The sequence below is a fragment of the Cumulibacter soli genome (genome assembly GCF_004382795.1).
In the GTDB taxonomy this organism is placed as follows: Bacteria; Actinomycetota; Actinomycetes; order Mycobacteriales; family Antricoccaceae; genus Cumulibacter; species Cumulibacter soli.
In genome coordinates this window covers 152,847-179,137 of sequence record NZ_SMSG01000005.1, presented here as the reverse complement: position 1 = coordinate 179,137, position 26,291 = coordinate 152,847, and the positions used below count along the sequence as shown (strand labels likewise).

The following is a 26,291-nucleotide window of genomic DNA, read 5'->3' as shown; positions in this document are numbered from 1 at the left end:
GTTCTCGACCGGTCGGACCATTGGGCTTTCGACTTGCGGATTATCGGGCGGGAGTCAGCGGCTTGCGCCCACCCCAGATGACAACTCCCGCGGCGATCAGGTCCAGGACTGCGGCAATGGCCAACACCGCACCGTAGCTACCGAAAGCATCCCGCAGTACTCCGTAGAACGCGGGCCCGAAACCCATCGCGAACGCCACCATCGCAGATGCAACCCCAAACACGGCCCCGAACGAGGCGGCACCAAATTCACGGCGAGCAATCAACGGCGGAAGGGTCGTCACGTTCCCGGTGGTCAGGCCGTAACAAACGCTCGCGATGAGCAGGCCTGCCGGTGACGTCACGACGGCCATGAGCGCGAGTGATAACGCCGCGAGTGCCAAGACGCCGCCCGCGGTCAATCGCACGTCGATCCGATCCGCGAATCGGGCCAACGCCACACGCCCGACAAAAGCCGACACGGCTGCCGCGGACACCGCGATCGACGCTCCCGCCTCGCCCAGCGTCGGCGCCATCATCGGGACGTGGTGGCTCAAGAAACCGACCTGCACGAAGAGCCCGATCGCAAACGCGAAGGTCTGCGTACGTAGTTGTCGGGTTGCCATCGCGCCTCGTCGCGTCCATCGCGGCTGAGCATTGCTGGTGGTGTGTTGCGAGTGCCCGTCACCATCGGGCAAGAGCCCAATCTCCTGAGGAGTCTTCTTCAGGACAAATATCGCAATCGGTATCAGGATGACGATCGGGCAGAGACTGGCAATTAATAGCGCGCGTTGAAAGCCGAGGGCGCTGACGGCAGACAACAACAGCGGAGTGCCGATGATGCCACCGATGCTCGCGCCCAACAGCGCGGTGGATACTGCTCGGCCTTGATGTCGGTCGAACCAGGGCGCGAGCGTTGTGCTGATCGCTGTCGTGGACAGACATGCCTGCCCAATCCCCATAAACGCAAACAGAACGAAGACGTGCCAGATCTCGCTGACGAACGACAAGGCGAGAACGGCCGAACCCAGGGCTACCGCACCAAAGGCGATGACCGGTTTCGGTCCCCATCGAGCAACCGCCGCGCCCACGCTCATCAGGCACAACGCACTGACCAGGTAGGACATCGTCACGGCCGAGGAGACCGATCCGATCGAGAAGTCTCGCTCGTCGGCCAGAACATGGATGTACACACCCATGCCGAAGATGGTCAACGACCAGCCGACGACCGCGATGACCAGGCAGGCGAGCACCATCCACCAGCCGTAGAAAGGGCGAGACGGGCCCGCGGCTTCCGGGCCACGTTGCTCTCTCGGCACCCTGGCGCCTCCACTAATCGGCCAGCTTCTGCCGATAGGCTCAATTTGGCCGTCGATGTCGCCCGTGAACGCCGGGCTTCGACCACATCCTAGGCCCGCGGTCACCAGGCAAATCAAGATTCCTGACTCCCGTGTCGACGTCCACGCGCCGGAGGCAGGGGTTTGCTCGCTGAAGACGCTGTCTCAGCGGCGTCTCATCCACGTATCGCCGACAAGTAGGCTCCTGCTCTGCGTATTCAGCAGGCTGACCGCCGCTCGCGCACGCGACCGCACGCCGCTGTCGTGGTCGCGTACGAATCAGGCTTCGTCGGTGGCTCGGGCGACTCCGTGCCGACCCGAAACACGGTGCAGCCGGTTTCGCGCACTAGACCTGCACGAGACCGGCTGCACCGTGGCGGTGAAATCAGACTCCGACCTTCTCCTTCTCGCGTTCAAAGTCGAACTCGTAGTCGTACGCCTCTTCGCCGTGCACGATCTTGTCGACACCTGCGAGTTCATCCTCGTCCGTAACTCGGAAGCCGATGGTCTTCTCGATCAACTGGCCGATGACGTAAGCCAGCACGAACGCGTACACCAGAACCACGATCGCGGCGATGAACTGCACGACCATCTGACCGAAGTCACCACCGGTGAACAGGCCGGTATCGATCGCGAACAGGCCCAGGTAAAGGGTGCCCAGCATGCCTGCGACCAGGTGGATGCCCACGACGTCGAGCGAATCATCGAATCCGAGCTTGTACTTCAACTCGATCGCGACCGCGCAGAGGGCACCGGAGATGACGCCGAGCAGCAATGCCCAACCAGGGCTGAGGTTGGCGCACGCCGGGGTGATCGCGACCAGACCGGCAACCGCACCGCTGGCGGCGCCGACGCTGGTGGCCTTACCGGACTTGAACTTCTCGACGACGACCCAGCCAACGATCGCTGCGGCGGTCGCCCCCAGCGTGTTCACCGCAATCAGGCCGGCACCGCCGAGCCCGTTGAGCCACTCAGCGCCCACGTTGAATCCGAACCAGCCGAACCACAGGATGGCCGCGCCGAGCATCACGAACGGGACGTTGTGCGGCTTGTGCGATCCCTTGGCGAATCCGACCCGCTTGCCGAGAACCAATGCGAGCGCGAGCGCTGCCGCGCCAGCGTTGATGTGAACGGCCGTACCGCCGGCGTAGTCAATGACCTCCGGCAGGTTGAGCGTCTCGCCGAGGTTCATGATCCAGCCGCCGCCCCACACCCACGAAGCGATCGGGAAGTAGCCCAGCGTGGCAAACACGCCTGCGAACACCATCCACGACCAGAACTTCGCGCGGTCGGCGATCGCACCGGAGATCAGCGCGATGGTGATGATCGCGAACGTCGCACCGAACCCGACTCCAACGAGGTCGACGTTGGCGGTCGCGCTGGAAGCCAGCGAGCTCAGTCCGAAGTCGGAGAACGGGTTACCGGCAAAGCCCCAAGGCGTCTCGACGGCCGACATGTTGTAGCCATAGAGAATCCAGAGCACGGCGACCAGCCCCATGGATCCAAAGCTCATCATCATCATGCTGATGACGCTCTTGGAGCGGACTAGTCCACCGTAGAAGAACGCGAGACCGGGTGTCATAAAAAGCACCAGGGCGGTGGCGATGACGCCAAACCCTATGGCGCCGGGTGTTATCTCCATGGGAATCTTCCTCGGGTCGAGTGACAAGCTTCGGAAGGATTCTGGAATTCCTGAGTTGTCGAATGAGGTCAGGCAGGTAACCGGGAGGTTCCAGCACAGCGCGCTACGTTTCATCCACGTAAACACCGCGTCGGGAAAGGACCCGCCGGAGAGTGTTCTCGCGCACGATCGCGGATGCGCTGCGCGTGCGGACACCCGTCCATGGGGCCAATGATTAGCGGACGACACCGCGCGACGGGTAGTGCGAGGAGTACGCCGGTTCCCTGATCTGCATCCTCGGCCCGGATACCATGTAGGCCGGTGTGTCGTGGATCGCGAGACACTACCGGCACCGCGAGGTCGGCGAGCCTCGTCGACCCACCGGGCATTAGTGTCCCAGACACTCGCCGACGACCATGCTGAAAAGGAGGACGCCGACCCGATGGGAGTCTTCTCGCGTATCGAAAGGCGCCTCGAACACGGCGTCGGCAACGCGTTTGCCCGGATGTTCAAGGGCAAGGTGCACCCGGCCGAGATCGCTCGCGCATTGCAGCAGGACGCCGATGACAACGCGACCAAGATCGCCAAAGGACGCACGCTCGTTCCCAACCGGTACGTCGTGTGGCTCGGCGACACCGACTACTCGCACCTCAGAGAGTGGGAGCGACAGCTCACCCGTAGCCTCGGCGATATCTGCCGCGAGCACTTCACGTCCGAGGGCTATTCGACGTACGGCGCGGTCAAGGTCGAGTTCGCGCAAAGCCAGTCGTTGCGCACCGGGATCTTCCAGGTCGAGTCGCGCGTGGACGACGCCGAACCGAGCATCCCGCTGCACGACTATCTGCCGCCGCCTGACTCCCGACCGGCACCATCGCCGGCTGCTCGGGCGTCCGGATTGCCACCTGTGCCGCCGCCATCGCCCCGGTTCGAAGCGGGCTATGAACCGGCGGCCGCGAGTTACCGCCCATCCGTACCCGCGCGCCGGGACAATCCGCCGCAGCGCTCGGCGAGCACCTACCAGCACATGCTGGTGATCGACGCCGAGAACAAGAGAGTCGCCCTGCATCCGGGGCGTAACGTCATTGGACGCGGCTCGGCCGCGGACGTCCGGGTCACCGACACCGGCATTTCGCGCCAGCACGCGGAGATCACGACGGACGGCGTGCTGGCCACCGTCATCGACCTACAATCCACCAACGGCACGCTCGTCAACGGCAAACGCGTTTCCCGGTCCGCATTGCGGCACGGCGACGTGATCCGCGTCGGCCGCAGCGTCCTGGTCTATCGATACGAGCCGGAGGACGCCACGTGACCCCGGCGATCGTCATCCAGATCATGCGTTTTGGTTTCCTCGCGCTGATGTGGCTGTTCCTGTACTTCATTTTCCGGCTGGTCCGCGCCGACCTCACTGAGGCGCGGCCGAAGTCGGCAATCCAGTCTCCGCCGCGCGGAAACACGCCGCCGCCCGCCTCGCGGCAGGCGCCGAATTCTGCCCGCCGCAACACCCCGCAGCAGCTCGTCGTGATCGCGGGCGCGCTCATGGGCACTCGAATCAACCTGGGCACGGCACCGATTCTGATCGGCCGCGCTAATGACTCGACTCTTGTCCTGACCGACGACTTCGCCAGCTCCCGGCACGCCCGTCTCACTCGTCGCAGTGACGGCGAATGGCTGGTCGAAGACCTCGGGTCGACCAACGGAACCTATCTGGACCGCCAGCGGGTTTCCTCGCCTTTGCACGTGCCGATGGGCGTACCAATTCGCATCGGCAAGACTGTCCTCGAGCTTCGCGCATGACGATGTACCTGCGCTACGCCGCTCGTTCTGACCGCGGGCTGGTACGCAGCAACAACCAGGACTCCGTGTTCGCCGGTCCGCGATTGCTCGCGGTCGCCGACGGTATGGGCGGGCACGTGGGCGGCGAGATCGCCAGCGGGATCGTGATCTCCGCGATCGAATATCTGGACGAGGACGACTCCGGCGGCGACATGTTGGAAGCGCTACGCGGCGCAGTCGACACCGGCACCGAAATCTTGCGCGAGACCGTTGCCGAGCGTCCCGAGCTTGACGGTATGGGCACGACGCTTACCGCAATGCTGTTCAACGGACGCCGAATCGGCGTATGTCACGTGGGCGACAGCCGTGCCTACCTGTTCCGTGACAATGAACTGCACCAACTCACCCACGACGACACGTTCGTGCAGGCGCTCATCGACGAGGGCCGCATCACTCAGGAAGAAGCCGACGTACACCCGCAGCGCTCGGTCATCCTGCGCGCGCTCAACGGAATGGACGTCGACCCGGACCTGTCTATCCGCGAGGGACGCGCGGGCGATCGCTACCTGTTGTGCAGTGATGGCCTGTCTAGTTTTGTCTCGGCCGAACGCATCGAGAAGGTGCTGCGTACGTCGGAGGCGCCCGGCCCGGCGGCGGACGCACTGGTCGACTTCGCGCTGCGCGCCGGCGGACCCGATAACGTCACCGTCATCGTCGCCGACCTCGTCGATGACCACGAATCGGACACGGTCGACGGCGTCCCGGTGGTGGACGGCGCTGTCGGTGGCAACCAAAGCCAGCGCGAAGACCGCGCCGACTCCCCTGCTGCTCGCGCCGCCCTGATCGGTAAACGCGACGAACCGGACGAGCAGCCCGCTGAAGTCGATGACGAGGAACCGACCGAGAAGCCGCGACGGCGGCGGCGCTGGTGGATTCTGCTCGCGCTGTTCGCCGTACTGATCGCCGCCGCGGTGACCGGCCGCGCATACGTGGCCTCGCAGTACTTCGTCGGCGCGGACGGCGACAAGGTGGTCATCTACAACGGGGTGGACGCCGAACTCGGCCCGGTCAACCTCTACTCGGTGGCCGAGACGACCGACTACAAGCTCAGCGACCTCCAGCAGGCCACCCGCGGGGACATCGAGGCCGGCGTGTCGGCTGATTCGCTCGACGATGCGCGCGCGATCGTCAAACGGCTCGACCAGTACCTACTGCCGCTGTGCCCAGAAGATGAGGACGACGATTCCGCCACGTCGTCCGGATCGGCGACGTCAGGTTCATCGGCGCCGCAGTCTTCGGCCAACCAGTCATCGTCGGGGTCCTCCGCGTCGAGTTCCGGCGATGCCGCTTCAAGCGGCACCAATGCCAGCAACACCTCATCCAGTGCGGCCGCGTCATCCGGATCAGCCGCGTCGACATCGGCGGATGCCAACACGTCCGCGGACGGCCAGAATCAACCGACCGACTGCCGGCCGGGGGCGTGATCGTGACCGCCACCGCTACCCGACCCCCCGGCGCACCGACGCCGACGATGCACAAGCGTCGCGGCGCCGAGCTGCTCATGCTGGTGTTCGCGACCGTCATCGTGATCGCCGCGCAGATCGCCACCGACCTCACCCTTGAGGACCAGATCGACCCGAACCTGATCTGGTACGCCCTCGGATTCATCGCCGTCTGGGGGGTCGCGCACATCGTCGTGCGGATCACCGCGCCGTACGCCGACCCAGTGCTGCTGCCGAGCGTGGCCTTACTCAATGGTGTTGGCCTCGTCATGATCCGGCGGCTGGACTCCGCCGAGCAGACGTTCGCCGCCGCTGAGGGGTTGCCCGACCCGGGTGCGGACGCGAATCCGCAGATCGCCTGGATGATCCTCGGCGTGCTGTTGTTCAGTGCGCTGCTGGTCGTCTACCGCGATCACCGCACCCTCGGCCGATTCACCTACACCCTTGGCGCGCTCGGACTGGTGCTCCTGGCACTGCCCGCGGTGCTCCCCGAATCAATCGCGCCCACGATCAACGGCGCCAAGATTTGGATCCGGGTCGCCGGATTCTCGATCCAACCGGGCGAGTTCGCGAAGATCTGCCTACTGATCACGTTCTCCGGCTATCTCGTGGCCAAGCGAGACGTGCTGTCGCTGGCCAGCAAGAAGGTCCTCGGCCTCGAGCTCCCGCGGATGCGTGACCTCGGACCGATCGTCATCATCTGGGCATTCAGCCTGCTGGTGCTGATGGCGCAGAAAGATCTCGGTTCGTCCCTGCTGTTCTTCGGCATCTTCGTGGCCTTGCTGTACGTCGCCACGGAGCGGATCTCCTGGGTCATCATCGGTTTGGTGATGTTCCTCGGCGGCGCGGTCGTCGCACATACCCTCTTCACCCACGTACAACAGCGCGTTACCGCGTGGCTGGACCCGTTCGGCTCCGGCGACGACGGTTATCAACTGCGCCAGGCACTTTTCGGATTCGGCACCGGCGGAATCTTCGGCACCGGCTGGGGTAACGGGCACCCCGACAACGTCCCGCTACCCAAGTCTGACTTCATCGTCGCCGCACTCGGTGAGGAACTCGGGCTCGTCGGCGTCACCGCGCTGCTGTTGCTGTACGTGGTGATTGTCGAGCGCGGTTTCCGGATCTCGCTGCTCGTGCGCGACTCGTTCGGCCGACTGCTGGCCGCGGGGTTGGCCTTCTCCGTCGGCCTTCAGGTATTCGTGATCGTCGGCGGCGTCACCGGCCTGATCCCGCTGACCGGCCTGACCACGCCGTTCCTGTCGTACGGCGGATCATCACTGGTCGCGAACTTTGTATTGATCGCGTTGTTGATGCGGATATCGGATGCTGCCCGACGTCCGGCGACGCAGTCGGCCGCGGCCGGATCGATCAGCGAGCAAACGATGGCGTTGGCTCAGGTCGACGCAGCACGGATCGGCACCCAACGCAGCGCCCGCGCCGCCCAAGGGCACCGCGACGCGTTCTTGGATGAGAACACCACGCCCTCAACGAACCTCCAGAGCGGCGCCGCGGGCCAACCACAATTCGGCCCAACGGGTACCGCTGCGTCGAAAACCACCGACGCAGCGGCCGGAACCGAGAAGCCAACAGGCACCGACGAGACAACCGACACCGCGAAGGGAGGCGAGTAGATGCAGAAGCCCGTCCGTAAACTCGCCTTCTTCACGCTGCTGCTGTTCGGCGCGCTGCTGCTGAACCTCAACTACCTGCAGGTCGTGCGCAGTGAAGCGCTACTGAAAGACCCGGGGAACACCCGGGTGCTGCTGAACGAATACCAGAATCAGCGGGGGTCGATCGTCGTCGCCGGAACGCCCATCGCGGTGTCCGAGCCGACCGAAGGTCGACTGAAGTACTTGCGCACGTACCCAGGTGGCGCTCTCTACGCCCCCATCACCGGTTACTACTCGATGATCTATGGCACGGACGGCATCGAAAAAGCCGAGAACGAAGTCCTCGCCGGCACCGACGATCGACTCGTGGGGAACAACCTGTCAGACCTGTTTTCCGGTCGCGACCCGCAGGGCGGCAACGTCATCCTGACGATCAACCCGGCGGCGCAGCAAGCCGCGTACGACGCACTGTCCGAACTGACGGTCGATGGCCAACCCGCAGTTGGCGGCGCTGTCGCGATCGACCCGAAGACGGGCGCGATCCTCGCCCTGGTCAGCACACCAAGTTACGACCCGAACAAACTCTCCTCGCATGCCTCGGCGGACATCCGCGCGTACTCCCAGCAACTCAGCGATATGGACACCGATCCGCGCAGCAACCAGGCAACCGCGGAGAACTATCCCCCGGGTTCGATCTTCAAGATCATTGACTCGGCCGCGGCGCTCGACGGTGGCATGCAGATCACCGACCAGGTCCCGGCCCCGGACCTCTATACGCTGCCGGGCACCGAGACGACGCTGAGCAACTTCGACAACTCGTCGTGTTCGCCGAGCGGGACGACCACGCTGATGCACGCGTTCGCGATCTCGTGCAACACCACGTTCGCGCAAATGGCCGTCGAGGACATCGGCGTGGACAACCTTCGGGAGATGGCGACGAAGTTCGGCGCCAATGACGAGCCCTGGTCCATGCCGCTGCCGGTCTCACGCAGCACCCTCGGCCCGATCGCCGACGACGCGTCACTGGCGCAGTCAGCAATCGGGCAGCGTGACGTCCGGTTCACGGTGATGCAGGGCGCGATGTTGTCGGCGACCATCGCCAATGGCGGCCAGCTGATGAAGCCGTATCTCGTCGCCGAGACACAGGCCCCCGATCTGTCGGTGCTGGATAAGACCGAGCCCGAGGAGTTCGGCCCGGCGGCGGTATCGGAGGACATCGCCGACGACATCACCGAAATGATGATCAGCGTGGTACAGGAGGGATCCGGTACTCAAGCTCAGGTTCCCGGCGTCACGGTCGCTGGTAAGACCGGCACCGCCGAGGTAGCCGAAGGCGTCAACGACCACACCTGGTTCACCGGATTCGCACCCGCCGATGATCCGAAGATCGCGGTCGCGGTATTCATCCGCAACGGCGGCGGGACCGGTGGCGAAATGTCCGCTCCGATCGCCTCGCAGATCATTTCCGCCTACCTGAACTCCCAGCAGGGAGGTGGCTGATGAGCGTGAAGCCTGGAATTCGACTCGGTGAGCGCTATCAGTTGCTCGCGCCGATCGCAACCGGCGGCATGGGACAGGTATGGCGAGCCGAGGACACCACCCTGCACCGAGTCGTAGCCGCGAAGATCCTGCGTAGCGAGTTCACCGGCGACGAAACCTTCCTGGAGCGGTTCCGCGCCGAAGCGCGCAACACTGCATCGCTCTCGCATCCGAACATCGCGAGCGTGTATGACTACGGCGAGCAGGTGCACGACACCGAGCGGCTGTGTTATCTGGTCATGGAGTTAGTCGAGGGCAAGCCACTGGTCGACATCCTCACCCGCGAGCACCGCCTCACCCCCGATCGGACGCTGGACTATCTGGAGCAGACGGCGATGGGGCTGGCCGCTGCGCATCGCGAGAACATCGTGCACCGCGATATCAAGCCAGGAAACCTGATCATCCGACCCGACGGCGTCCTGAAAATCACCGACTTCGGCATCGCCCGCGCCGCGAACTCAGTCGCGCTGACCGAACGCGGCACCGTCGTCGGCACCGCGCAGTACCTCGCCCCGGAACAGGCCGAGGGCAAGCCCGCCCAACCGGCCTCCGACATCTACGCACTGGGCGTCGTCGGGTACGAATGCCTGGCCGGCTCACGCCCGTTCGACGGCGACAATTCCGTCGCGATCGCGCTGGCGCAGATCAGGGAGAATCCACGCCCACTACCGGCCGACGTACCGCCGCACGTCCGCACGTTGATCGAGGTCCTGATGCGCAAGGACCCGAACGCGCGGTATGTCGACGGCACGACCGTGATCCCGGTGATCCGCGCCGTCCAGGCCGGGAACATGCCACCACCGCCGGTTATCCGCGCGCCTCGACCGAACGCACCCGCACGCACACAGCTGCCGGGAACTCCGCTACGTCCGCCGGCCCAATCAGGCCCGCCGCAGCACGGCACGGCGACTGCAGTACCGACACCGGAAACGCCGAACCCCGCAGGTTCTGCCACGCAAGGTCCCGGCGCTACACGTGGTGGCACCCGCCCCCCTGGCGCGGGAGCACCGAACCCGGCACGGCCCGTCACGCCGCGCGGCCCGGGTGCGGGCGGCCCGGGTGCGGGCGCGCCCCCAGGCGGGGCGCAACCGCCCAGGGCGCCGCGCCCGTCCGGACAACCCGCCCCGATGCCCCCAGCACAATCGGGCGGCAAACCGCCGGCCGGAGGTCCGCCGGCGAGCGCGCCCGCGCCGGGCGTACCTGCGGGCCTTAATGCTTCAGCGTCCTCACCGAGTAATGCTTCTTCCGCGCGCCAACCCGGTCATCCACCGGCCGCGAGGCAGCAGACTCCGCAGACCGGCACCGGAATGTTCCCGCCTGTCGTGCGTCAGCCGCCGCCCGCAATCGCCACGGGCAACCAGCGTCGCGCACTGGCCTGGTACTGGATCGCCCTCGGCGTACTGCTCGTCGCAGCAGTTATCGCCATCACCCTCGTACTGGTGACCGACGACAGCGGCGAGCCTCAAGGGAGCGCCCACTTGACCATCACGCACACCGAGCTGAAGGAGAGCCTGCGATGAGCGCATCGATCCTCGGTGACCGATACGAAGTTGGCCGGCTGCTGGGGTACGGCGGCATGGCTGAGGTCCATCTCGCACGCGATACCCGGCTCGGCCGCGACGTAGCGGTCAAGATCCTGCGATCCGACCTCGCCCGCGACCACACCTTTCAGGTCCGGTTCCGGCGCGAGGGTCAGTCAGCCGCGTCGCTGAACCACGCGTCGATCGTGTCCGTGTTCGACACCGGAACCGACCCGACCACGGACCCGCCGACGCCGTACATCGTCATGGAGTACGTCGAGGGCCAGACGCTGCGCGACCTACTGCGGCAGGAGGAGGTCCTCGAACCACCGCAGGCGATGCGGATCGTCGCCGAAATGTGCGGAGCGCTGGACTTCTCGCACCGCAATGGAATCGTGCACCGCGACGTCAAGCCCGGCAACGTGATGATCACGCCCGCGGGTCGGGTCAAGGTCATGGACTTCGGTATCGCCCGCGCTGTCTCGGACACCGCCGCCACGATGACAGCGACCGCCGCCGTCGTCGGTACGGCGCAGTACCTCTCCCCCGAGCAAGCCCGCGGCGAACGGAACGTCGATGCTCGCTCTGATGTGTACGCCGCCGGCTGCGTGCTGTACGAACTGCTCACCGGAAGCCCGCCGTTCACCGGCGACTCACCGGTGGCGGTCGCCTATCAGCACGTGCGCGAGATTCCGCGAGTGCCTAGCGCGAATAATTCCGCCGTACCGCCCGCGCTCGATGCGATCACGATGAAGGCGTTGAGCAAGAATCCGGCCAACCGCTATCAAAGCGCAGCTGAAATGCAGGACGACCTGGACCGGGCGATCATGGGCGAGCCCGTGCACGCTGCGCCGGTGTTGTCTGAAGAAGAAGCCACCAAGGCCATCCCGGGCATGATGGAACCACCAAGCCCGGACTCGGCGCCAGTCGACGAAACCGACGAACAGAAGTCCGGGGTCTCCAAGCGGACCTGGGCGCTGCTCGCAGCGCTGGTGGCTGTCATTCTCGTGGCAGCGTTCCTGCTCGTGCCGAAACTGCTCGGCGGCGACGAGAAGGAAGCCGTGCCGGACGTCCCCGTGCCCTCGCTCAGCGGAATGACGCTGGAAGAAGCGACCACCGCGCTCGAAGAGAAGGATCTGGCTGTCGGCGACGTCGAAGAGACGCCGAGTTCGGTGGAGCAGAAGGGCAAGGTCCTGTCGCAGAATCCGGGCGCCGACGACCCCGTCGCCCCGGGAACCGCCATCGACTTGTCGGTGGGCGCCGGACCCGTTCAGGTCTCCGTTCCGGACGTGGTGGGTAAGAGTCAGGAAGAGGCAACGCAGCTTCTTGAAGCCGAAGGATTGTCGGTCAACCCAATCGAGCAAGACGGCAAGCAGCCTGCGGGGACGGTCGTGAGCACCAGCCCGGAGGCGGGCGCCTCTGCCCCGGAATCAAGCACCGTGACGATCTTCGTCAGCAACGGCATGGTCGAGGTCCCGGCCGTCGTGGGTATGGCGCAGGCGGACGCCGAGAAGGCGCTCAAGGACGCCGGACTGCAGGTCTCGGCGCAGACGCAGGACAGCAAGGAAGCTGCTGGAACCGTCATCGCCGCCGATCAGGAGTCCGGCACCAAGGTTGACCAATCGACAACAGTCACTATCACGGTCAGTACCGGGAATGTCGAGGTACCGGACGTGCGAGGGATGTCCCAGGACGAGGCGGTAGCGGCGCTGAATGAGGCCGGATTCGAGAACGTGGCCGCCAACCCGGCCAGCGAAGCCGATTCCAAGGACCACGATCCAGGCACAGTCGTCGACCAGGCACCGGTCGGCGAAGCCGCCTCGGTCGACACGCAGATCGAATTGACGATCGCGCAGGAGGTGACCGAGACGTCGAGCCCGCCGCCGTCCAATTCGGAATCACCGAGCTCGCCGTCCGGTTCGGAATCACCGAGTTCGCCGTCCGAGGACTAGTCGCCCCGCCCTGGGCTGCGTGAGCACCCAGGGCGGCGGCCCGCACCTGCTCTTCAGCGGCCGTCCCCCGACACCTAACCGACGAAAGCGCAGCACATGCCCGCACGCTCCTACCTGCTCGTTCCCGGCCACCACGACGACGCCGTCATCGAAGCGCTCGCCGGCACAACCGGCGCGGACGTCATCATCATCGACCTGGAAGATTCCGTCCCTCCCGAGGCGCGCGCGCAAGCCGTAGCGAACCTGCGCCGCGAACCCACCGGCAACGACGTACGCGTGCTGTGCAGGATCAGACCTGGCCTGACCAATCGGCTCGAGGACATCGCCGTACTACCGCCGTGGGTGGACGGCGTCCTGCTCGCGCAGGCCTCGAGTGCGGCGGACGTCGAGCTCGTCGATGAGGCACTGCGCGCGGGCGAGGTTCAACGGACGATATCGCTGCTGCTGGAATCGGCGTACGCCGTGGAGAACCTGCCCGAACTACTGGCAGCAGCGCCGATCGAGGCGATCATGCTCGGGCCGCACGATCTGCGCTCCGACGTCGGGCTCGCCGCAACTCCCGATGAGAGTGAGCTGCAGTACCCGCGAGCGCGGATGGCGTTCGCGGCCCGGGCGGCCGGGGTGCGCAACATCGTGGACGGTCCGTACGCCGGACACGTCGATGGCTTACGGTGTGCGTTGCAGCGTGCCGGAGCACTCGGCCACACCGGGAAAATCATCCTCGGGGCGGATCAAGCGCCGGTCGTGAACACCTTCTACGCGAATCGGTAACTAGGAACGGCAGGTCAAGGGCGCGCGCTCGATCATCCCTGGAGCCAGAACGATCGAACGTCCCTAGGGCCAGAACGCTCGATCGTTCCTAGCGACGACAGCCCGGAACCGCGAGCAACACCTGGCCGACTCGCGTTGCTCCGCCAAAAACGCACAAATATCGAGGGGGCATCGCTGTAACGACGATGCCTGCCCGGATCTGCTGCGTTATTTGCCCCTCACCCGCCTGCGACGGGGCTAGTCAAGTGAAGAAAAATGCGCGGCCGCGCGGACGTCGTCCAGCGCTCCGTCCAGCACAGCGAACCGCGACTCGGCCTCCGCGCAGCCGATTGACGTCAACCAGTTCGCCACGATCCGGTAGCCGGTCTGCGTGAGCACCGATTCCGGGTGGAACTGTACGGCGTCAATCGGTAACTCCGGATGCCGCAACGCCATCACCAGCGAGGGGTCGGTGTGTCCGGTCGCGATCAGGTCGCTCGGGAACGTCGCGGAGTCCACCACCAGTGAGTGATAGCGCGTAGCAACGAACGGCGAGGGCAACCCGCGCAGTACGCCGGTGTTGTCGTGCTCGACCAATGACGTCTTACCGTGCAGCAGTTCTGGGGCGTGGACGACATCCCCGCCAAACACCTCGCCGATGCACTGATGTCCGAGGCACACGCCGAACAGCGGCGTCCTCGAATCCGCGCAGGCCCGCACCATCTCGTTCGATATCCCGGCCTCGGCCGGGGTGCCCGGTCCTGGACTGATCAGCACCCCCGTCGGCGCATGCTCCTCCAACAGCGCTCGCGCGCCGGCGGACGTCGGCTCGACGACATCATTGCGGACCACGACCGGTTCGGCGCCGAGTTCGGCGATGTATTGCACGAGGTTGAAGACGAAACTGTCGTAGTTGTCGATAACCAGAACCTTCGTGCTCATCGACGCCACTCCTCGCTGATTCAGTCCACGGTCACGTCGTTGAATGGCAGGTGCGGCTCGATCCACGGAAAGACCACGAAGAAAAGCAGTGCCACGACGGCTAGGAACAGGATAGTCGCCTGCAACGCCTTCAGCGGCGCGCCTCCCGGTAGGTGCCGCCAGATCCAGCTGTACACGTCAGGCCCCCTTCAGCGCCGGGACATCGGCGGGCTCTGGATACTCCGCTTTCGAGAGGGGTTCGCCGTCCAAATACGCGTGGATGATCATGCGCTCGGCGGCCGAGAACTTCGGATGACAGGTCGTCAACGTCAACAGCGCGTGCGACGGCTCGCCGCCTTGCCCGTCCGGAACCGGCGCGATCACATCGGTTTCGCTCGGCAGCACGATGCGTTGCCCTGCGATCCCGGGGTAATCCGGATCGGTGAACTCGCCCGAGTCAGTATCGCCGATCACCCGATACACATACCAGCTCTCCTTGGTCTCGAAGACGACCGAATCACCCGGAGTCAGCTTGTCGAGATTCAGGAACGGTGAGCCCTTGCCGACGCGGTGGCCGGCGATCGAGAAGTTTCCGACCTCCCCGGGCATCGCCGTACTGGCGTAGTGGCCGGGCCCCTGTTCGAGGACCTCCGCAGTCGTGCCCTCTAGCACGACCTGCGCGTAATCGGCGCCGAACGCTGGAATCCGCATGATCGCGAAGGCCTCCCCGAGTGGCAGATCGGCGAAGTTGGTGTCCTGCTGGATAGTCGGATCGTCCCACGCGTCGTGGAGTTCCTCGTTGAGCGCCGATTGCCGCTGAGCGGTGAACAGATCGGTGATGTAGACCTCGTACACGATGAACAGTAGAACCACGACACCCATGGTGATCAGCGTCTGCCCGATGCCGCGGAACGTCTTACGTAGTCCAGAATCGCCGGGTTTCGCGGCATGTCGCGGTCCAGACTCGGTCTCCGTCATGAGATCACCCAGCGGCGAGTCCGGCTGCGTAACCATCCAATGCCCTTTCGTAGGCCCATTAACCGGCACCCCATGCCAGGTCTGTAGTGATTATCAACTATTCAACCCGAGTACCGGCGGTCGCACACCAACCAGCCGGATTTCGGACCCCATTTGGGGTCAGCGGCGGTTCAAACCCCTACGCTGCGGTAGATTGCTGCGTTGGTTAAGTAGCCGAGTTCGGAAGCGAGGTGAGGGCAGTGAGTAGTGACAGTTCGAGTCATCGAATGTGCACCACGCCCGTCTCGCCCGGCGGCTCCTTTCGTCTGGTCTGAACCCGAGTTCTTGTGGGCGTGGTGATCCACGCAGCGCCGTCCTTTTCCCTTTTCGGATTGGTGCGCGCTATCAGTTCCTGGAAAGGCCCAGACGTATGGACTCCACCCCGATCGTTGATCTCGATGACCTGCTCGACACGATCCAGAACCGCGTAGCAAAGGGCGATTTGGCAGCGGTTCTCGATGCCGTCACTCCCGCCTCAACAGATCAGTTGGTCGCGCTGGTCACGAGGCTCGCATTGAAGCAACGCGCCGTGGTCTATCGGCTTCTGCCCAAAGACCGTGCACTTGACGTGTTCGAGCGCCTGTCACCAGGCCTGCAAGGTGACCTCATCCGTGGTCTGCAGGACTCTGAGGTAGCGGCGATCTTCTCTGACCTCGACCCCGACGACCGTGTCTGGCTATTGGACGAGCTGCCCGCCGCCGTAGCGCCGCGGCTGCTGCACGGCCTTTCCGAAACAGAGCGCCAACTCACCGCGGGTGTCCTCGGCTACCCGAAGGGCTCGGTCGGGCATCGGATGACGCCTGAGTATGTCTCCGTCCGCTCCGAATCGAGCGTCGAGTTGGCGTTACGGCGCGTGCACGATCGCTTGGACGACGCTGAAACGGTATACACCTTGCCGGTCCTCGACGACGCTCGCCACGTTGTGGGCGTGGTGAGCCTGCGCGACCTGCTGCGCGCCAATCCCGACGCCGTGGTGGGCGATGTAATGCGGCCCGCGCACGTCGTCACCGCATATCGCGAAGCCGAGTCGGGGGCTCGAGTCTGCACCGGGTTGCGGCTGCTCGCAGTGCCGGTCGTCGACAAGGAAGCACGACTGGTCGGGATGCTCACCATCGACGATGCGGTCCGGATCCTGGAGGCCGAAGAGACCGAGGACGCCGCCCGGCAGGGCGGGGTCGAGCCACTACGGCGCCCCTACTTCGCGACGCCGATACATTCACTGGTGACGTCCCGGATCGTCTGGCTGCTGGTTCTCGCGGTGGGCGCAACCCTTACTGTTCAAGTGCTGTCCGTGTTCGAGGCAACGCTCGAACAGGTGACTGTGCTGGCGCTTTTCGTCCCGCTGCTGATCGGCACTGGCGGCAATACCGGTAACCAGGCCGCAACCACGGTGACCCGCGCGCTGGCCCTGGGCGATGTGAATCCACCGGACCTCCCTCGGGTCCTCGCGCGCGAACTCGGAGTCGGCGTCGCGCTCGGGGCACTCCTAGGACTATTGGGCGGAATCATCACCGCGACCATCTACGAGCCACGTATCGGACTGGTCATCGGTTTGACGCTGCTCGCGGTCTGCTCGATGGCCGCCACGATCGGCGGGATCATGCCCATGATCGCCCGGGCGCTTCGGGTCGATCCAGCCGTGTTCTCCAACCCGTTCATCACCACGTTCGTCGATGCGTCGGGGCTGGTGATCTACTTCCTGATCGCGAGAATGGTGCTGCAGATCTAGGCTCGGCGACTACCGGCCGCTAGTCGCCGAGCACCTTTGCGTGGCTGATGCCGAGGGACCCGTCGTACGCCGGTAGGTCTACATCGTCGAGCAACTGGACGTCGTAGCCGAGGCCGAAGACGTCGACCGCGTTCAGGAATAGTTGAGTTCCGGGGGCCGTGGCGAGCGCCTGCTCGATCGCGTCCTGGTTGCCGATCGCCACGATCTCGAATGGCGGGGAGTACGTTTCGCCGAGCAGCAGCAGGGTGTTCCCGACGCACCGTACAGCCGTGGTGTTGATGATCCGCTGGCCCTGCACCATGACCGCATCGGCTCCGGCCGACCACATCGCGTTCAGGATCCCCTGTACGTCGCTCTGGTGAATGATCACGTCGTCCGGTCGCGCCCCGGCGGGCAGTTCACCGTTCGGTCCGAGCGGGGCGTCGGTGATCGTGACCTTCACGCCCGGACCATGCACCGGCGTGAGCCCGGCGTACGGCGCTGCTTGCTCACTCTGCTGCTCGATTGCGGCGATCGTGTTGTCGTTCTGCGCGGCCGCGGCGGCCAGCGAATCGACCTGTCCAGCGAGTTGTTTGCGCTGCTCCTCCAGGGCCCTGATATCCAAGACCCGAGCCCGGATGACCTGGGTGATCTCCTCGCGATCGCTACGCAGATCGCTGCCTCGCGCCGTCTGCGAGGAGATCGCGAACAGTAGGCCGGCGATCAGGGCGATTATGGGGGTGAGCACCTGCCACGGGCTCGGCGCGGCACGGCGGTGGCGACGCAGCACACCGGTGAATCGCGCTTTGAGTTCGGCAGCGGGTTGCATATCGCCATTGTGCCCGTGCCCGGCAGGTACGCTGGTAGGACTCGTAGCCAAGGAGAACGTTTCAAGTGCCCAAGTCAAAGGTCCGCAAGAAGTCGGTCTACACGCCCCCGGCCGATTCTCCGGCAAGTTCCAGCCGCGCCGCCGTCAATGAACCGAGCCCGTCGTGGTGGGCGCCGGTGATGCTGCTGCTGATGCTCGCGGGTCTGGTCTACATCATCCTGTTCTACGTGCGCGGTAACGAGATTCCGTTCATGGTCTCGCTCGGCGCATGGAACTACGCGGTCGGTTTTGCTCCCATCGTGATCGGCCTGCTGATGGCCATGAAGTGGACCTAGTCGGACCGCACGTTGCCGCCGACCCTCGCCGATAGCCCGCCGCTACGGCTCGAATCGCTACGGCTCGAATCGCTACGGTACGAATCGCTGCGGTACAAATCAGGCCATCAGGGCGCTGACGTCGGGATTGGCCGGACGTCGGCCGCTGTGGGCATGTCGCCAGCCGTAGTCTGAGGTATCAGCGCGCGAGGACCCGTTCCGGGAGGGATCATGAACCCACCGCCCGACGGCATCAAGCGGGTGTACCAGGAGATCCTCGCCGATATCGACAACTACACCGCTCAGATCATCCACACATTTCGGGCCGAGGTGCCGCAGTACCAGTTCCCGTACGAGATACACCACCGCGATAACGTCGTGAGCCTGTCCATGCAATTGCGAGCGCTCGCGGCCGGTGAGGATCCGTCCGCCGAGGCCCTCGAGCACGCCCGACAGATGGCTCGCGTCCGTTTCGAACACAACGTTCCGCTGAATCACGCGATCGCCGGATACCACATCAGTTTCCGTGAATTGTGGGCCGAAGTCGTACGCCGTACCGGCCCGGATCCCGTCATGCAGAGCCAATTGCCGCTTGAGGTCGGGCGGGTCTGGGGGTGGCTGCATCTCATTTCGTCGGCGTACGCCGAGGAGTACGTCGCCGCGACGCGTACCCGGGCAATTACCGGAGCCGATTCACTTCGCCAGTTGCTCTCGGCAAGTACCGCTGGCGGTACCAGTGCGCATCTGGACGACGTAGCTGTCGATCTCGGCTACGACCTGGCCCGGCCGTTCCGAGCGTTCGTGACCACCCTTCGCCCGCCCGATGGCGTTGCCCGGCTGAACACGGACCTGGCGGCGCTGGACTCGGTCGTCTACTCGGCGACCGTTGACCAATTCACTGCCGTCGTCGCGCAGGGGCTAAGCGCCCAGGACGGGGTCGAGTTGTTGCGTCGCTCGGGGATGCGTGGGCCGATAGCCGTCGGTCTGGCCCGCAGCGGAGCCGGCGGCATCCGGGAAAGTTTCGTCGACGGGATGCGGCTATTGGACCTCCCGCGATCGGGCGCGGACGTACGCGAGTTCGAGCGCGAGTGGCCGCTGACCGTGCTGTACGCCGATCGCTCCCGGATGCGTGAACTACTCGCCCCCGGTATCGCCGCTGCCGGAGATCGGCACATCGCCGATGCCGTCGTCGCGTTCGCCACCAACGGATACTCCATCTCCGCGGCGGCCCGCACGCTACACATCCACCCGAACACTGCGCGCTACCGGATCACCCGCTGGCGCGAGCTCACAGGTTGGGACGTGTTCACCGTGCACGGTCTGCTCAGTTCGCTCGCAGCGCTGCAGGACACCGACATCCCGCAGCCCGACCTCGCGTAGACGCCGGGGCGTTGTGGCTGGGGATTCTCGGGTCCTGGGTCGTCTCCACGCGTTCGTCCTGCTCCTTCGTCGCGGTCTTTCTGGGTCGACGGCCGACGTAGACGCAGCAGGGCGCCCGCTTAGACGGTATGTGGTGACTCACGTTCTGGTGGCGGGGTTGCAGGCCGGGTCCTCCCGCGCAAGATCCGTGGGTGACCGGACAAGAGTCCCGTTGCCCGACCTATCCGACATTGTGCGAGGCCCGGTATTCACAGAGCGTACGGGTGTTGGCCCTGACGTGCATGCGCGGTCGGTCGCGACGGCGTCACTGGCGAGTTGATTCAGGCGAGATTGACGCCGTCGTATGCGCATCTGCTCGTGGGTGGCCAGCCTGCCTGCTCCCGCCGCAAACCGAGCGAGTCGATGAGCGTCACCGTGGTCCGCGGCTTTGATGGCCAGCAGCGTGCGTGCCCCAGCTTCCGTGTCCGCTGCACGGTGCCGCCACGCGTCCGGCCCCGTATGAAAGCCGAGTATCACAGTCGCGCGGTGATCTGGGCTTCGAGGGCGTTGATACGCGCATCGAGGGTCTCGATCGCGCTGTAGTGCGTACGGGCCTCGGAGCTTTCGGTTTCGAACAGGTGTGGGCCGCGGGGAGCTAGCGCGGCCGTGCGTTCCCCGAGGCGTTCGGCCTCGACACACGGCGCCTCGTGCGCGGCGATCAGTTCGGTGGGGCGGGCGGGGTAGTCGGCGGGGTCGAGGTGCTCGCATACGAGTTGATCGATGCGCTGCGGGGTGAGTAAGTGGGTGGGCAGACGACCTTGATCGGCACGACCGCGAACAGCGAGCAGCAAACCCGCGCCGCGTTCGAGAAAGCGTGGACCCATTTCGGACACTCTCCGCGCCCCCGCACGCGCCCGTAACCGAGGCAGAAGCCGTCGTGGAGTTCCCCGTCGATTAGCATCGCGCGTTTGATTCGCCCTGCACGTGCTGGTGAGTAGCATCAGGGGATGCCCCAGCAAAGCCCGGACACGGTTCGCCGCAACCGGCGGCTCGGCGTATGTATGTCCATCGGTATCGCGATCGGCGCGCTGGTTGGCGGCATCCTTTTGGACAATGTTGCGATCGGAGTAGCGGTTGGCCTCGCCCTCGGCGTAGCGATCGGCTCTGCGACCAGTCGCGACTAAACGACCCGCCAGCGAATGGGGAACTTGGCGCTTTGACGTCTTCTCAACCCGCGATGCGAACCGGGGACCGCGCCTGCTGTAGCGAGGTGCTGAACCTTAACTGGTGGATCTGTGCGAACCATGATCTTGCGCTTTACCCACCGATCGTGGACTGATTGGTGCACGCGCGGCATCGATCGCTGCGTCTGCGACGTCCTCGGCCGCGGCCTGCTCGTCCAGGTCGTCGAGCGCATCGGCCAGGCTGATGGGCGCAGGTTCGGTGCGATGCCGCCACAACTCGCTTTCGTCTTCCCCGGCGGTGGAAACAGCGGTGATCGCAGGCCCGCGGCCTCCCACAATCCCTGGCCGACCGGCGAGGACCTTTTCGATGCCGCCGAGATCGCCGCAGCGCCAGCCAGCGCCAGTGTCGCTGTTTCGGCCCAATCACCAACGACGCGAGCTGCTTCGGTGAGTGCTGGGAGCGCGTTCGCTAGCGCGCTCTCTCGGGATCCGTGCTCGGCTAGGTCTGGTGCCGTCGTGTGCGAATCGACTGGGCGCGTGGTGTTGCTCGCTATCGCAGACGCCGCGGGGTGCCCCTTTGGGGAGGTCGCGTAGGGGTTTTACGTGTCGTAAGACCGGTACGGGAGGGAAGTGGGTTCGATATGCGTCACATACACGTCCTCGATCTCGACAGATGAAGAAGCGATGCTTATGAACGATTCCTTCAGGCGACCGACAGCCGCCCAACCGGAACTCTTGCGGGCATAAGCGAACCGGACCTGGATACCATCGACACCTATTGCGATGGTATCCGGTGGATTTGGCGGTTCCTCGACGTATGGTCGCGGAAGCAACGTCCCGATTTCTTGAATATCCATCTCCGGAATCCGGGCATGAAGGACTCCTTCGGCGATTGATGCAGCATCCTCGTACGCGATTTGCTCGGGAGTTCCATTTACCGGGAGTCCCTTGTAGGCGCCAGGGGTCCCGACGATCGGGCGCGTTGCTGTCTGGATCGTGACTGGCAATCCTGTCCGCGGTCCCGTCGCCATCATGACGTACTGCAATGACTCAGTCTGATAGTCCTGGTTCCAGATATGCAGTTCTTGCTTTAACGGCGGGTCTACCTGCGCTGCATATACGACAAACGGGGGAGCATATGGCAAGAACCGGGGATGAGGGTTCTCTATCAAATCGGATCGCCAGTGTTGAGGAAACTTTCACACTTAATTGTTCCACCGCCGTCTCTTACGGTCACGTCGATGAGAACATCGCCGTAGTCCACCACGTCGAAAGTGTATGAGGTGGGATCAGTGACATCTCCCGATACCGAACGTGAGGTGGACAAGGTTTGTCCTGTCGACGGAACGGTGAAATAGAGGCCGGATGTGCCGAACTTACCGGTTCCAACCCACGTCTCCATCTGCGTCCAGGCCATCGTGAAGGTAATCGAATCCGGGGAGGATTGCTTAGAAATAATACTGACCGTGTCCCCGCAGTTAGGTGGGATGAGTGCAGCTTCTAGTTGCTGAGAACCCGTAGCTGGACCACTTGCCGCCGCCATTGCCGGCGACGCTATCAATGCGCCTGCTGCCGTCAGCACTCCGGCGAATCCTGCTACCAGCTTCCGCATCTTTCGCATTTGTCGGTCTCCTATCACCCAGTCTGGTTCATGCGCTCATAGTTTTGTTCTCTCCTCCCTAGCAGGACGTCGCGGACGATCGCAAGTGCTCGCCATTGCCCTGGTCAGACGGTTTAGGTATTCAGACAGTCTGGTTATCAGATACTCTGCATACTATGTCTACTTCGGTATCTCGACCGTGGTTACACGGCCTGTTGGAGTTGTGCCTGCTGGGAATGCTTGCCGATGGGGCGGACTACGGGCTGAACCTCATGGCGCGACTAGAGGTGGCCGAACTCGGGACGATCCCCGGCGGCACGCTATACCCGGCGCTGCTGCGATTGGAAACCACCGGATTAGTGACCTCGGAGCGCCGCACGTCCGAATCCGGCCCGCCGCGCAAATATTTCGCGCTGACCGCGGCCGGACGTCGAGCTTTGCGTGAGCGGCGTACCGAGTGGATCGCCTTTGGCGCGCGCATCGATGCCCTACTGGCGATCTCGAAGGGAGCGACGTGAACTGGGAACGGAACTTACGCTACGCGTTGACCGAACGCGGAATCGAAGGCGCCCGCGTCGACGAACTCGTCAGCGATGCACTGGCCGAGGCCACAGCGGGCGGCGTCGAGCCTGAGTCGCTGTATGGCAGTGCGACGGTGTACGCCGACGAGGCTGCCCGTGCGTTGCGGATACCAATAGCCCCGACTCTGCCGCAAGAGGCCCCCGCGGGGGATCTCTTGCGGTTGAGCGGTGTGACGAAGCGGTATCGGCGCCGGATCGCGCTGCACCCGATTGACCTGACCGTGCGCCGTGGCGAGTGTGTCGCGGTGGTCGGCGCGAACGGTGCGGGGAAGTCAACGCTGTTGCAGATCTGTGCCGGTATGGTGCCACCCACTGCCGGTCGAGTGGAGCGACCACGCCGGGTGGGGCTGGTGCCACAACTCGGCGGCACCACTGAATACCTGACTGCGGATGAGCATTTCGAGTTGTTCGGCGCCGCCGAACGAGTTTCGGGCGAACGGGCTGTCGCGACGGGCAGGGGGCTGGCCGCCGCGCTGGGATGGCGACCACGGCGACGACAGAGCGCTGCCGAACTCAGCGGCGGTACCCGGCAAAAACTAAACGTCGTACTTGGTGAACTCAACCGTCCCGACTTGCTGCTTCTAGATGAGCCGTATCAAGGGTTCGATCAGGGCAGTTACCTCGATCTGTGGGATCAGATCGAACGGTGGCGAGAGACCGGCACGGCCGTGCTGATGGTGACCCACCTGCTGGGCGAGCTTCATCGGGTTGATCGGGTCGTCGAACTCGCAGCGCCACAGGAGGACTGATATGCAGGCGTGGACGATTGCCCGGTTGACGGTGCGCGAGTTACTGCGCCGCCGGTCCGTGGGCATCTCACTGATCATTCTGCCGTTGGCGTTCTATCTGGCCCGACATGAGGTCTCCGGGCAAGCCGTGCGGATGCTGGTACTCGGGCTCGGGTGGGCGGTGGCGACGCTCGCGTTGTTCACCACTGTCGCGAGCCTGGGCCTAGATCGTCGATTGCGAGTCGCGGGGTATCGCATCAGCACACTGATCGGTGGTCGGCTCGCTGCACTCGTATTCATCGGTCTCGTTCTGGCCGCCGCGTACTTCGTGATTGTCGCGATCGACCAGGACCTCGATCGGCTCTGGGCGATCTGCGTCATGATGCTGTGCGCGATCACGATCGGTTCGGTACTAGGTGTCGTAATCGGGATGCTGCTGCGTCGCGAACTCGAGGGTGCGCTGGTCCTCTTGACAATCTTGGCGACCCAGATGATCGCGGATCCAGATGGATCGCTCGCGAAGGTGATGCCGTTCTGGTCCGTGCGACAGGTGGCGACGTACACCATCGATGAAGAAGCATCGAGCTACCTGGCCGGGGGAATCGGTCATGGCGTGCTGACGTTGCTATCACTCGGGATCGTGTGCGCTGTTGTGTCGGTGGCTCGATTACGAATCCATCCGCCAGACCGCTATCTGTCGACCTCCGCTGCGGCGTGAAACCGCATCGGGTCAGCCCCGCGATCGGCGCACCCGAAGCGCATCGGTCGACCGCTCCCCGGTCTGGCGCACGCCCTCGCGTACGGATCCGGCAGGGTTACACCGGATACTGCAACCGGACCCGGATGCGCGGATTCCCTCTTACTTCTCCATCCGAGGCTCTGGCCCCAACCTGGGCGCCGGGGCGTCGTACTCGTGCTGCTGACGCGGTTCAGATCCGTGGTGTGCCGCGATAGCGCCGCTGATCTGCTCAAGTTGTTTCTGGTGACCGGCTCGGGCGTGCGCGGCACGCGCGGCCACGTCGTGCGCAGTTGAGCGCGCGTGCTTGTCGGCGGCTCGGGCCTGATCAAGGAGGTCGCGGTGGCGGGTGAGTTCGGCGTCTGCCTCGGCGCGGGCTTGTGCCCAGTGTTCTTTCGGCGGTACGCCATCGGCCGCGAGGCCGGCGGCTACGCGGGCCTCGATCGCGACATCACGAGTGGCCACCATCCGCTCGTGCAGCCGGGCTCGTTCGGCCTCCCACGCGGCCTTCGCCCGGCCGCGACCCGCGCGTACTTTCCCGTGCTCGGCGTAGTCGTCGGCTGCCTTCATGGATGCCGCTATCGCGGCCTCGCTGCACTGCTCTGCCGCCTCGGCCCGCTGCAGGTGCTCACTGCGCTCGACCCACACCTGAGGGCCAGCGGCGCCTGGGTGGCCTGGATGACATGATCATCAGCCTGTATGCCAGCGGGATGACCGTCCGCGAGATCGAGCACCACCTGCGCTCCATGCTGGGCACGGACCTGTCGGGAGGCACGATCAGCATGATTACCGACGCGGTCGCCGATGCCGTGCTCGAATGGCAGCAGCGACCGCTGGATGAGTTCTACCCGATCATGTATCTGGACGCGATCCGCATCAAGGTTCGTCAGGATCACCGCGTCGTGTCCCGCAGCGCCTACATCGCCGTGGGCGTGGACCTCGATGGCATCAAGCACGTGCTGGGGATCTGGGTCCAAGACACCGAGGGCGCGGCGTTCTGGGCGCATGTGTGCGCGGACCTGGCCAACCGCGGCGTGCGTGACGTGCTCATCGTCTGCTGCGATGGGGCACTGGCCTACCGGCGGCGATCGAGGCCACCTGGCCGAACTCTTTGGTGCAGACCTGCACCGTGCATCTGATCCGCGCGTCGATGCGGTTCATCGCCTACACCGACCGCAAGAAGGTCGCCGCCGAGCTGAAGAAGATCTATACCGCGCCGAACGAGGACGTCGCCCTTGAGGCACTCGGGGAGCTCGAACGCGGCCCGTGGGGCGCGAAGTATCCGCAGACGATCGCGACCAGGAGGGCGGCATAGGAACGATTCACGCCGTTCCTGGCGTTCCCGCCGATGCTGCGGCGGGTGATCTATACGACGAACTCGATCGAGTCACTGAACTACCAGCTACGCAAAATTTCCAAGAACCGCGGCCACTTTCCCAGCACCCAGTCCACTGTCAAGCTGCTGTGACTGGCCATCTGCAACATCGAAGGCAAACGAGCCGCCGAACGCGAGATAGAACGCGGCAAACCCGCCCACACACGAAAAGCGTCCGGCCGCCTCGTCGAAGGACAGATCGTCACGAACTGGAAACAAGCACTCGCCCAACTCACCGCGGCCTACCCCGAACGCATCAACCCCTGCCTCTAACACCCAACGCTTACACAGTAAGCTTGACAAGCTCGGCCAGCATCCTCAGAGAGCACGCGATTCCTGAATCTCACGAAA

General features: G+C 64.6%; 26 protein-coding genes and 1 pseudogene. 16 read left to right on the top strand and 11 right to left on the bottom strand.

Features of this window, described 5'->3' with window-relative positions:
* Window positions 1–40 precede the first annotated feature (40 nt).
* Together E1H16_RS12305 and E1H16_RS12300 are read right to left on the bottom strand one after the other, a co-directional pair.
* On the bottom strand, window positions 41–1,297 hold the full coding sequence (locus E1H16_RS12305; protein WP_134324173.1) for an MFS transporter: 1,257 nt from the start codon (window positions 1,295–1,297) through the stop codon (window positions 41–43).
* 403 nt (window positions 1,298–1,700) lie between these two features.
* On the bottom strand, window positions 1,701–2,957 hold the full coding sequence (locus E1H16_RS12300; RefSeq protein WP_134324172.1) for an ammonium transporter: 1,257 nt from the start codon (window positions 2,955–2,957) through the stop codon (window positions 1,701–1,703).
* Window positions 2,958–3,327: 370 nt separating this feature from the next.
* Here E1H16_RS12300 and E1H16_RS12295 point away from each other — a divergent pair, with 370 nt between their 5' ends.
* The 8 genes from E1H16_RS12295 (at window position 3,328) to E1H16_RS12260 (ending at window position 13,609) form a co-directional block, all read left to right on the top strand.
* Window positions 3,328–4,248: an FhaA domain-containing protein gene (locus E1H16_RS12295; RefSeq protein ID WP_243837842.1), complete on the top strand. Its 921-nt coding sequence runs from the start codon at window positions 3,328–3,330 to the stop codon at window positions 4,246–4,248.
* Entirely contained in the window at window positions 4,245–4,733 is a 489-nt protein-coding gene (locus tag E1H16_RS12290) for an FHA domain-containing protein FhaB/FipA (RefSeq protein ID WP_243837841.1), read from the top strand. Before E1H16_RS12295 ends, E1H16_RS12290 begins: the two co-directional genes overlap by 4 nt.
* Window positions 4,730–6,196 carry a PP2C family protein-serine/threonine phosphatase gene (locus E1H16_RS12285; protein ID WP_134324171.1) on the top strand — a complete coding sequence of 489 codons (1,467 nt, stop codon included), beginning with the start codon at window positions 4,730–4,732 and terminating at the stop codon, window positions 6,194–6,196. Before E1H16_RS12290 ends, E1H16_RS12285 begins: the two co-directional genes overlap by 4 nt.
* A gap of 2 nt (window positions 6,197–6,198) precedes the next feature.
* Window positions 6,199–7,848, top strand: a complete 1,650-nt coding sequence (locus E1H16_RS12280; RefSeq protein WP_243837840.1) for an FtsW/RodA/SpoVE family cell cycle protein — start codon at window positions 6,199–6,201, stop codon at window positions 7,846–7,848.
* On the top strand, window positions 7,849–9,327 hold the full coding sequence (locus tag E1H16_RS12275) for a peptidoglycan D,D-transpeptidase FtsI family protein (protein ID WP_134324170.1): 1,479 nt from the start codon (window positions 7,849–7,851) through the stop codon (window positions 9,325–9,327).
* Window positions 9,327–10,886: a protein kinase domain-containing protein gene (locus E1H16_RS12270; protein ID WP_134324169.1), complete on the top strand. Its 1,560-nt coding sequence runs from the start codon at window positions 9,327–9,329 to the stop codon at window positions 10,884–10,886. Before E1H16_RS12275 ends, E1H16_RS12270 begins: the two co-directional genes overlap by 1 nt.
* Entirely contained in the window at window positions 10,883–12,838 is a 1,956-nt protein-coding gene (gene pknB, locus E1H16_RS12265) for a Stk1 family PASTA domain-containing Ser/Thr kinase (RefSeq protein WP_134324168.1), read from the top strand. The genes E1H16_RS12270 and pknB overlap by 4 nt, the downstream gene beginning before the upstream one ends.
* Before the next feature lie 96 nt (window positions 12,839–12,934).
* Window positions 12,935–13,609, top strand: a complete 675-nt coding sequence (locus E1H16_RS12260) for an HpcH/HpaI aldolase/citrate lyase family protein (RefSeq protein WP_134324167.1) — start codon at window positions 12,935–12,937, stop codon at window positions 13,607–13,609.
* 237 nt (window positions 13,610–13,846) lie between these two features.
* On the opposite strand, the gene E1H16_RS12255 is transcribed toward E1H16_RS12260, so the two are convergent.
* Genes E1H16_RS12255 through E1H16_RS12250 form a run of 3 tightly spaced genes read right to left on the bottom strand, consistent with a single transcriptional unit; the run spans window position 13,847 to window position 15,487 of the window.
* Window positions 13,847–14,530, bottom strand: coding sequence for an anthranilate synthase component II (locus E1H16_RS12255; protein ID WP_134324166.1), 684 nt, complete (start codon window positions 14,528–14,530; stop codon window positions 13,847–13,849).
* A gap of 20 nt (window positions 14,531–14,550) precedes the next feature.
* Window positions 14,551–14,706 carry a hypothetical protein gene (locus E1H16_RS18415; RefSeq protein ID WP_166741748.1) on the bottom strand — a complete coding sequence of 52 codons (156 nt, stop codon included), beginning with the start codon at window positions 14,704–14,706 and terminating at the stop codon, window positions 14,551–14,553.
* Window position 14,707: 1 nt separating this feature from the next.
* On the bottom strand, window positions 14,708–15,487 hold the full coding sequence (locus E1H16_RS12250) for a class E sortase (protein ID WP_134324165.1): 780 nt from the start codon (window positions 15,485–15,487) through the stop codon (window positions 14,708–14,710).
* Window positions 15,488–15,896: 409 nt separating this feature from the next.
* Between E1H16_RS12250 and mgtE the strand changes: the two genes are divergently transcribed.
* Window positions 15,897–17,255, top strand: coding sequence for a magnesium transporter (mgtE, locus tag E1H16_RS12245; RefSeq protein WP_134324164.1), 1,359 nt, complete (start codon window positions 15,897–15,899; stop codon window positions 17,253–17,255).
* 19 nt (window positions 17,256–17,274) lie between these two features.
* Here mgtE and E1H16_RS12240 read toward each other — a convergent pair whose 3' ends face one another.
* A complete protein-coding gene (locus tag E1H16_RS12240; RefSeq protein WP_134324163.1) occupies window positions 17,275–18,063 on the bottom strand; it encodes a DUF881 domain-containing protein in 789 nt (262 codons plus the stop codon).
* A 65-nt stretch (window positions 18,064–18,128) separates the two neighbouring features.
* Here E1H16_RS12240 and E1H16_RS12235 point away from each other — a divergent pair, with 65 nt between their 5' ends.
* Window positions 18,129–18,398, top strand: coding sequence for a cell division protein CrgA (locus E1H16_RS12235; RefSeq protein WP_134324162.1), 270 nt, complete (start codon window positions 18,129–18,131; stop codon window positions 18,396–18,398).
* A gap of 210 nt (window positions 18,399–18,608) precedes the next feature.
* On the top strand, window positions 18,609–19,757 hold the full coding sequence (locus E1H16_RS12230; RefSeq protein ID WP_134324161.1) for an RsbRD N-terminal domain-containing protein: 1,149 nt from the start codon (window positions 18,609–18,611) through the stop codon (window positions 19,755–19,757).
* Between the two features lie 512 nt (window positions 19,758–20,269).
* Here the strand turns inward: E1H16_RS12230 and E1H16_RS12225 are convergent.
* On the bottom strand, window positions 20,270–20,620 hold the full coding sequence (locus E1H16_RS12225) for a hypothetical protein (protein WP_134324160.1): 351 nt from the start codon (window positions 20,618–20,620) through the stop codon (window positions 20,270–20,272).
* Window positions 20,621–20,743: 123 nt separating this feature from the next.
* On the opposite strand from E1H16_RS12225, the gene E1H16_RS18410 reads away from it, so the two are divergent.
* Entirely contained in the window at window positions 20,744–20,920 is a 177-nt protein-coding gene (locus E1H16_RS18410; protein ID WP_166741731.1) for a glycine zipper domain-containing protein, read from the top strand.
* A 96-nt stretch (window positions 20,921–21,016) separates the two neighbouring features.
* Here E1H16_RS18410 and E1H16_RS12220 read toward each other — a convergent pair whose 3' ends face one another.
* The 3 genes from E1H16_RS12220 to E1H16_RS12210 all read right to left on the bottom strand — a co-directional run bounded on the left by E1H16_RS12220 (window position 21,017) and on the right by E1H16_RS12210 (window position 22,541).
* Entirely contained in the window at window positions 21,017–21,343 is a 327-nt protein-coding gene (locus tag E1H16_RS12220) for a hypothetical protein (RefSeq protein ID WP_134324159.1), read from the bottom strand.
* 176 nt (window positions 21,344–21,519) lie between these two features.
* Window positions 21,520–22,065 carry a hypothetical protein gene (locus E1H16_RS12215; protein WP_134324158.1) on the bottom strand — a complete coding sequence of 182 codons (546 nt, stop codon included), beginning with the start codon at window positions 22,063–22,065 and terminating at the stop codon, window positions 21,520–21,522.
* A gap of 23 nt (window positions 22,066–22,088) precedes the next feature.
* Window positions 22,089–22,541, bottom strand: a complete 453-nt coding sequence (locus E1H16_RS12210) for a hypothetical protein (protein ID WP_134324157.1) — start codon at window positions 22,539–22,541, stop codon at window positions 22,089–22,091.
* Between the two features lie 155 nt (window positions 22,542–22,696).
* Between E1H16_RS12210 and E1H16_RS12205 the strand changes: the two genes are divergently transcribed.
* Genes E1H16_RS12205 through E1H16_RS12195 form a run of 3 tightly spaced genes read left to right on the top strand, consistent with a single transcriptional unit; the run spans window position 22,697 to window position 24,547 of the window.
* The gene (locus tag E1H16_RS12205; RefSeq protein ID WP_134324156.1) at window positions 22,697–23,038 is read left to right on the top strand and encodes a PadR family transcriptional regulator; all 342 of its coding nucleotides are present in this window, start codon (window positions 22,697–22,699) and stop codon (window positions 23,036–23,038) included.
* On the top strand, window positions 23,035–23,850 hold the full coding sequence (locus tag E1H16_RS12200; protein ID WP_166741747.1) for an ATP-binding cassette domain-containing protein: 816 nt from the start codon (window positions 23,035–23,037) through the stop codon (window positions 23,848–23,850). Before E1H16_RS12205 ends, E1H16_RS12200 begins: the two co-directional genes overlap by 4 nt.
* Before the next feature lies 1 nt (window position 23,851).
* Window positions 23,852–24,547 carry a hypothetical protein gene (locus tag E1H16_RS12195; RefSeq protein ID WP_134324154.1) on the top strand — a complete coding sequence of 232 codons (696 nt, stop codon included), beginning with the start codon at window positions 23,852–23,854 and terminating at the stop codon, window positions 24,545–24,547.
* A 141-nt stretch (window positions 24,548–24,688) separates the two neighbouring features.
* On the opposite strand, the gene E1H16_RS12190 is transcribed toward E1H16_RS12195, so the two are convergent.
* Window positions 24,689–25,213: a hypothetical protein gene (locus tag E1H16_RS12190; RefSeq protein WP_166741730.1), complete on the bottom strand. Its 525-nt coding sequence runs from the start codon at window positions 25,211–25,213 to the stop codon at window positions 24,689–24,691.
* On the opposite strand from E1H16_RS12190, the pseudogene E1H16_RS12185 reads away from it, so the two are divergent.
* Window positions 25,174–26,213: pseudogene (locus E1H16_RS12185) on the top strand (IS256 family transposase); the annotation flags it as partial. The gene E1H16_RS12190 and the pseudogene E1H16_RS12185 sit on opposite strands and share 40 nt — an antisense overlap.
* Window positions 26,214–26,291 lie beyond the last annotated feature (78 nt).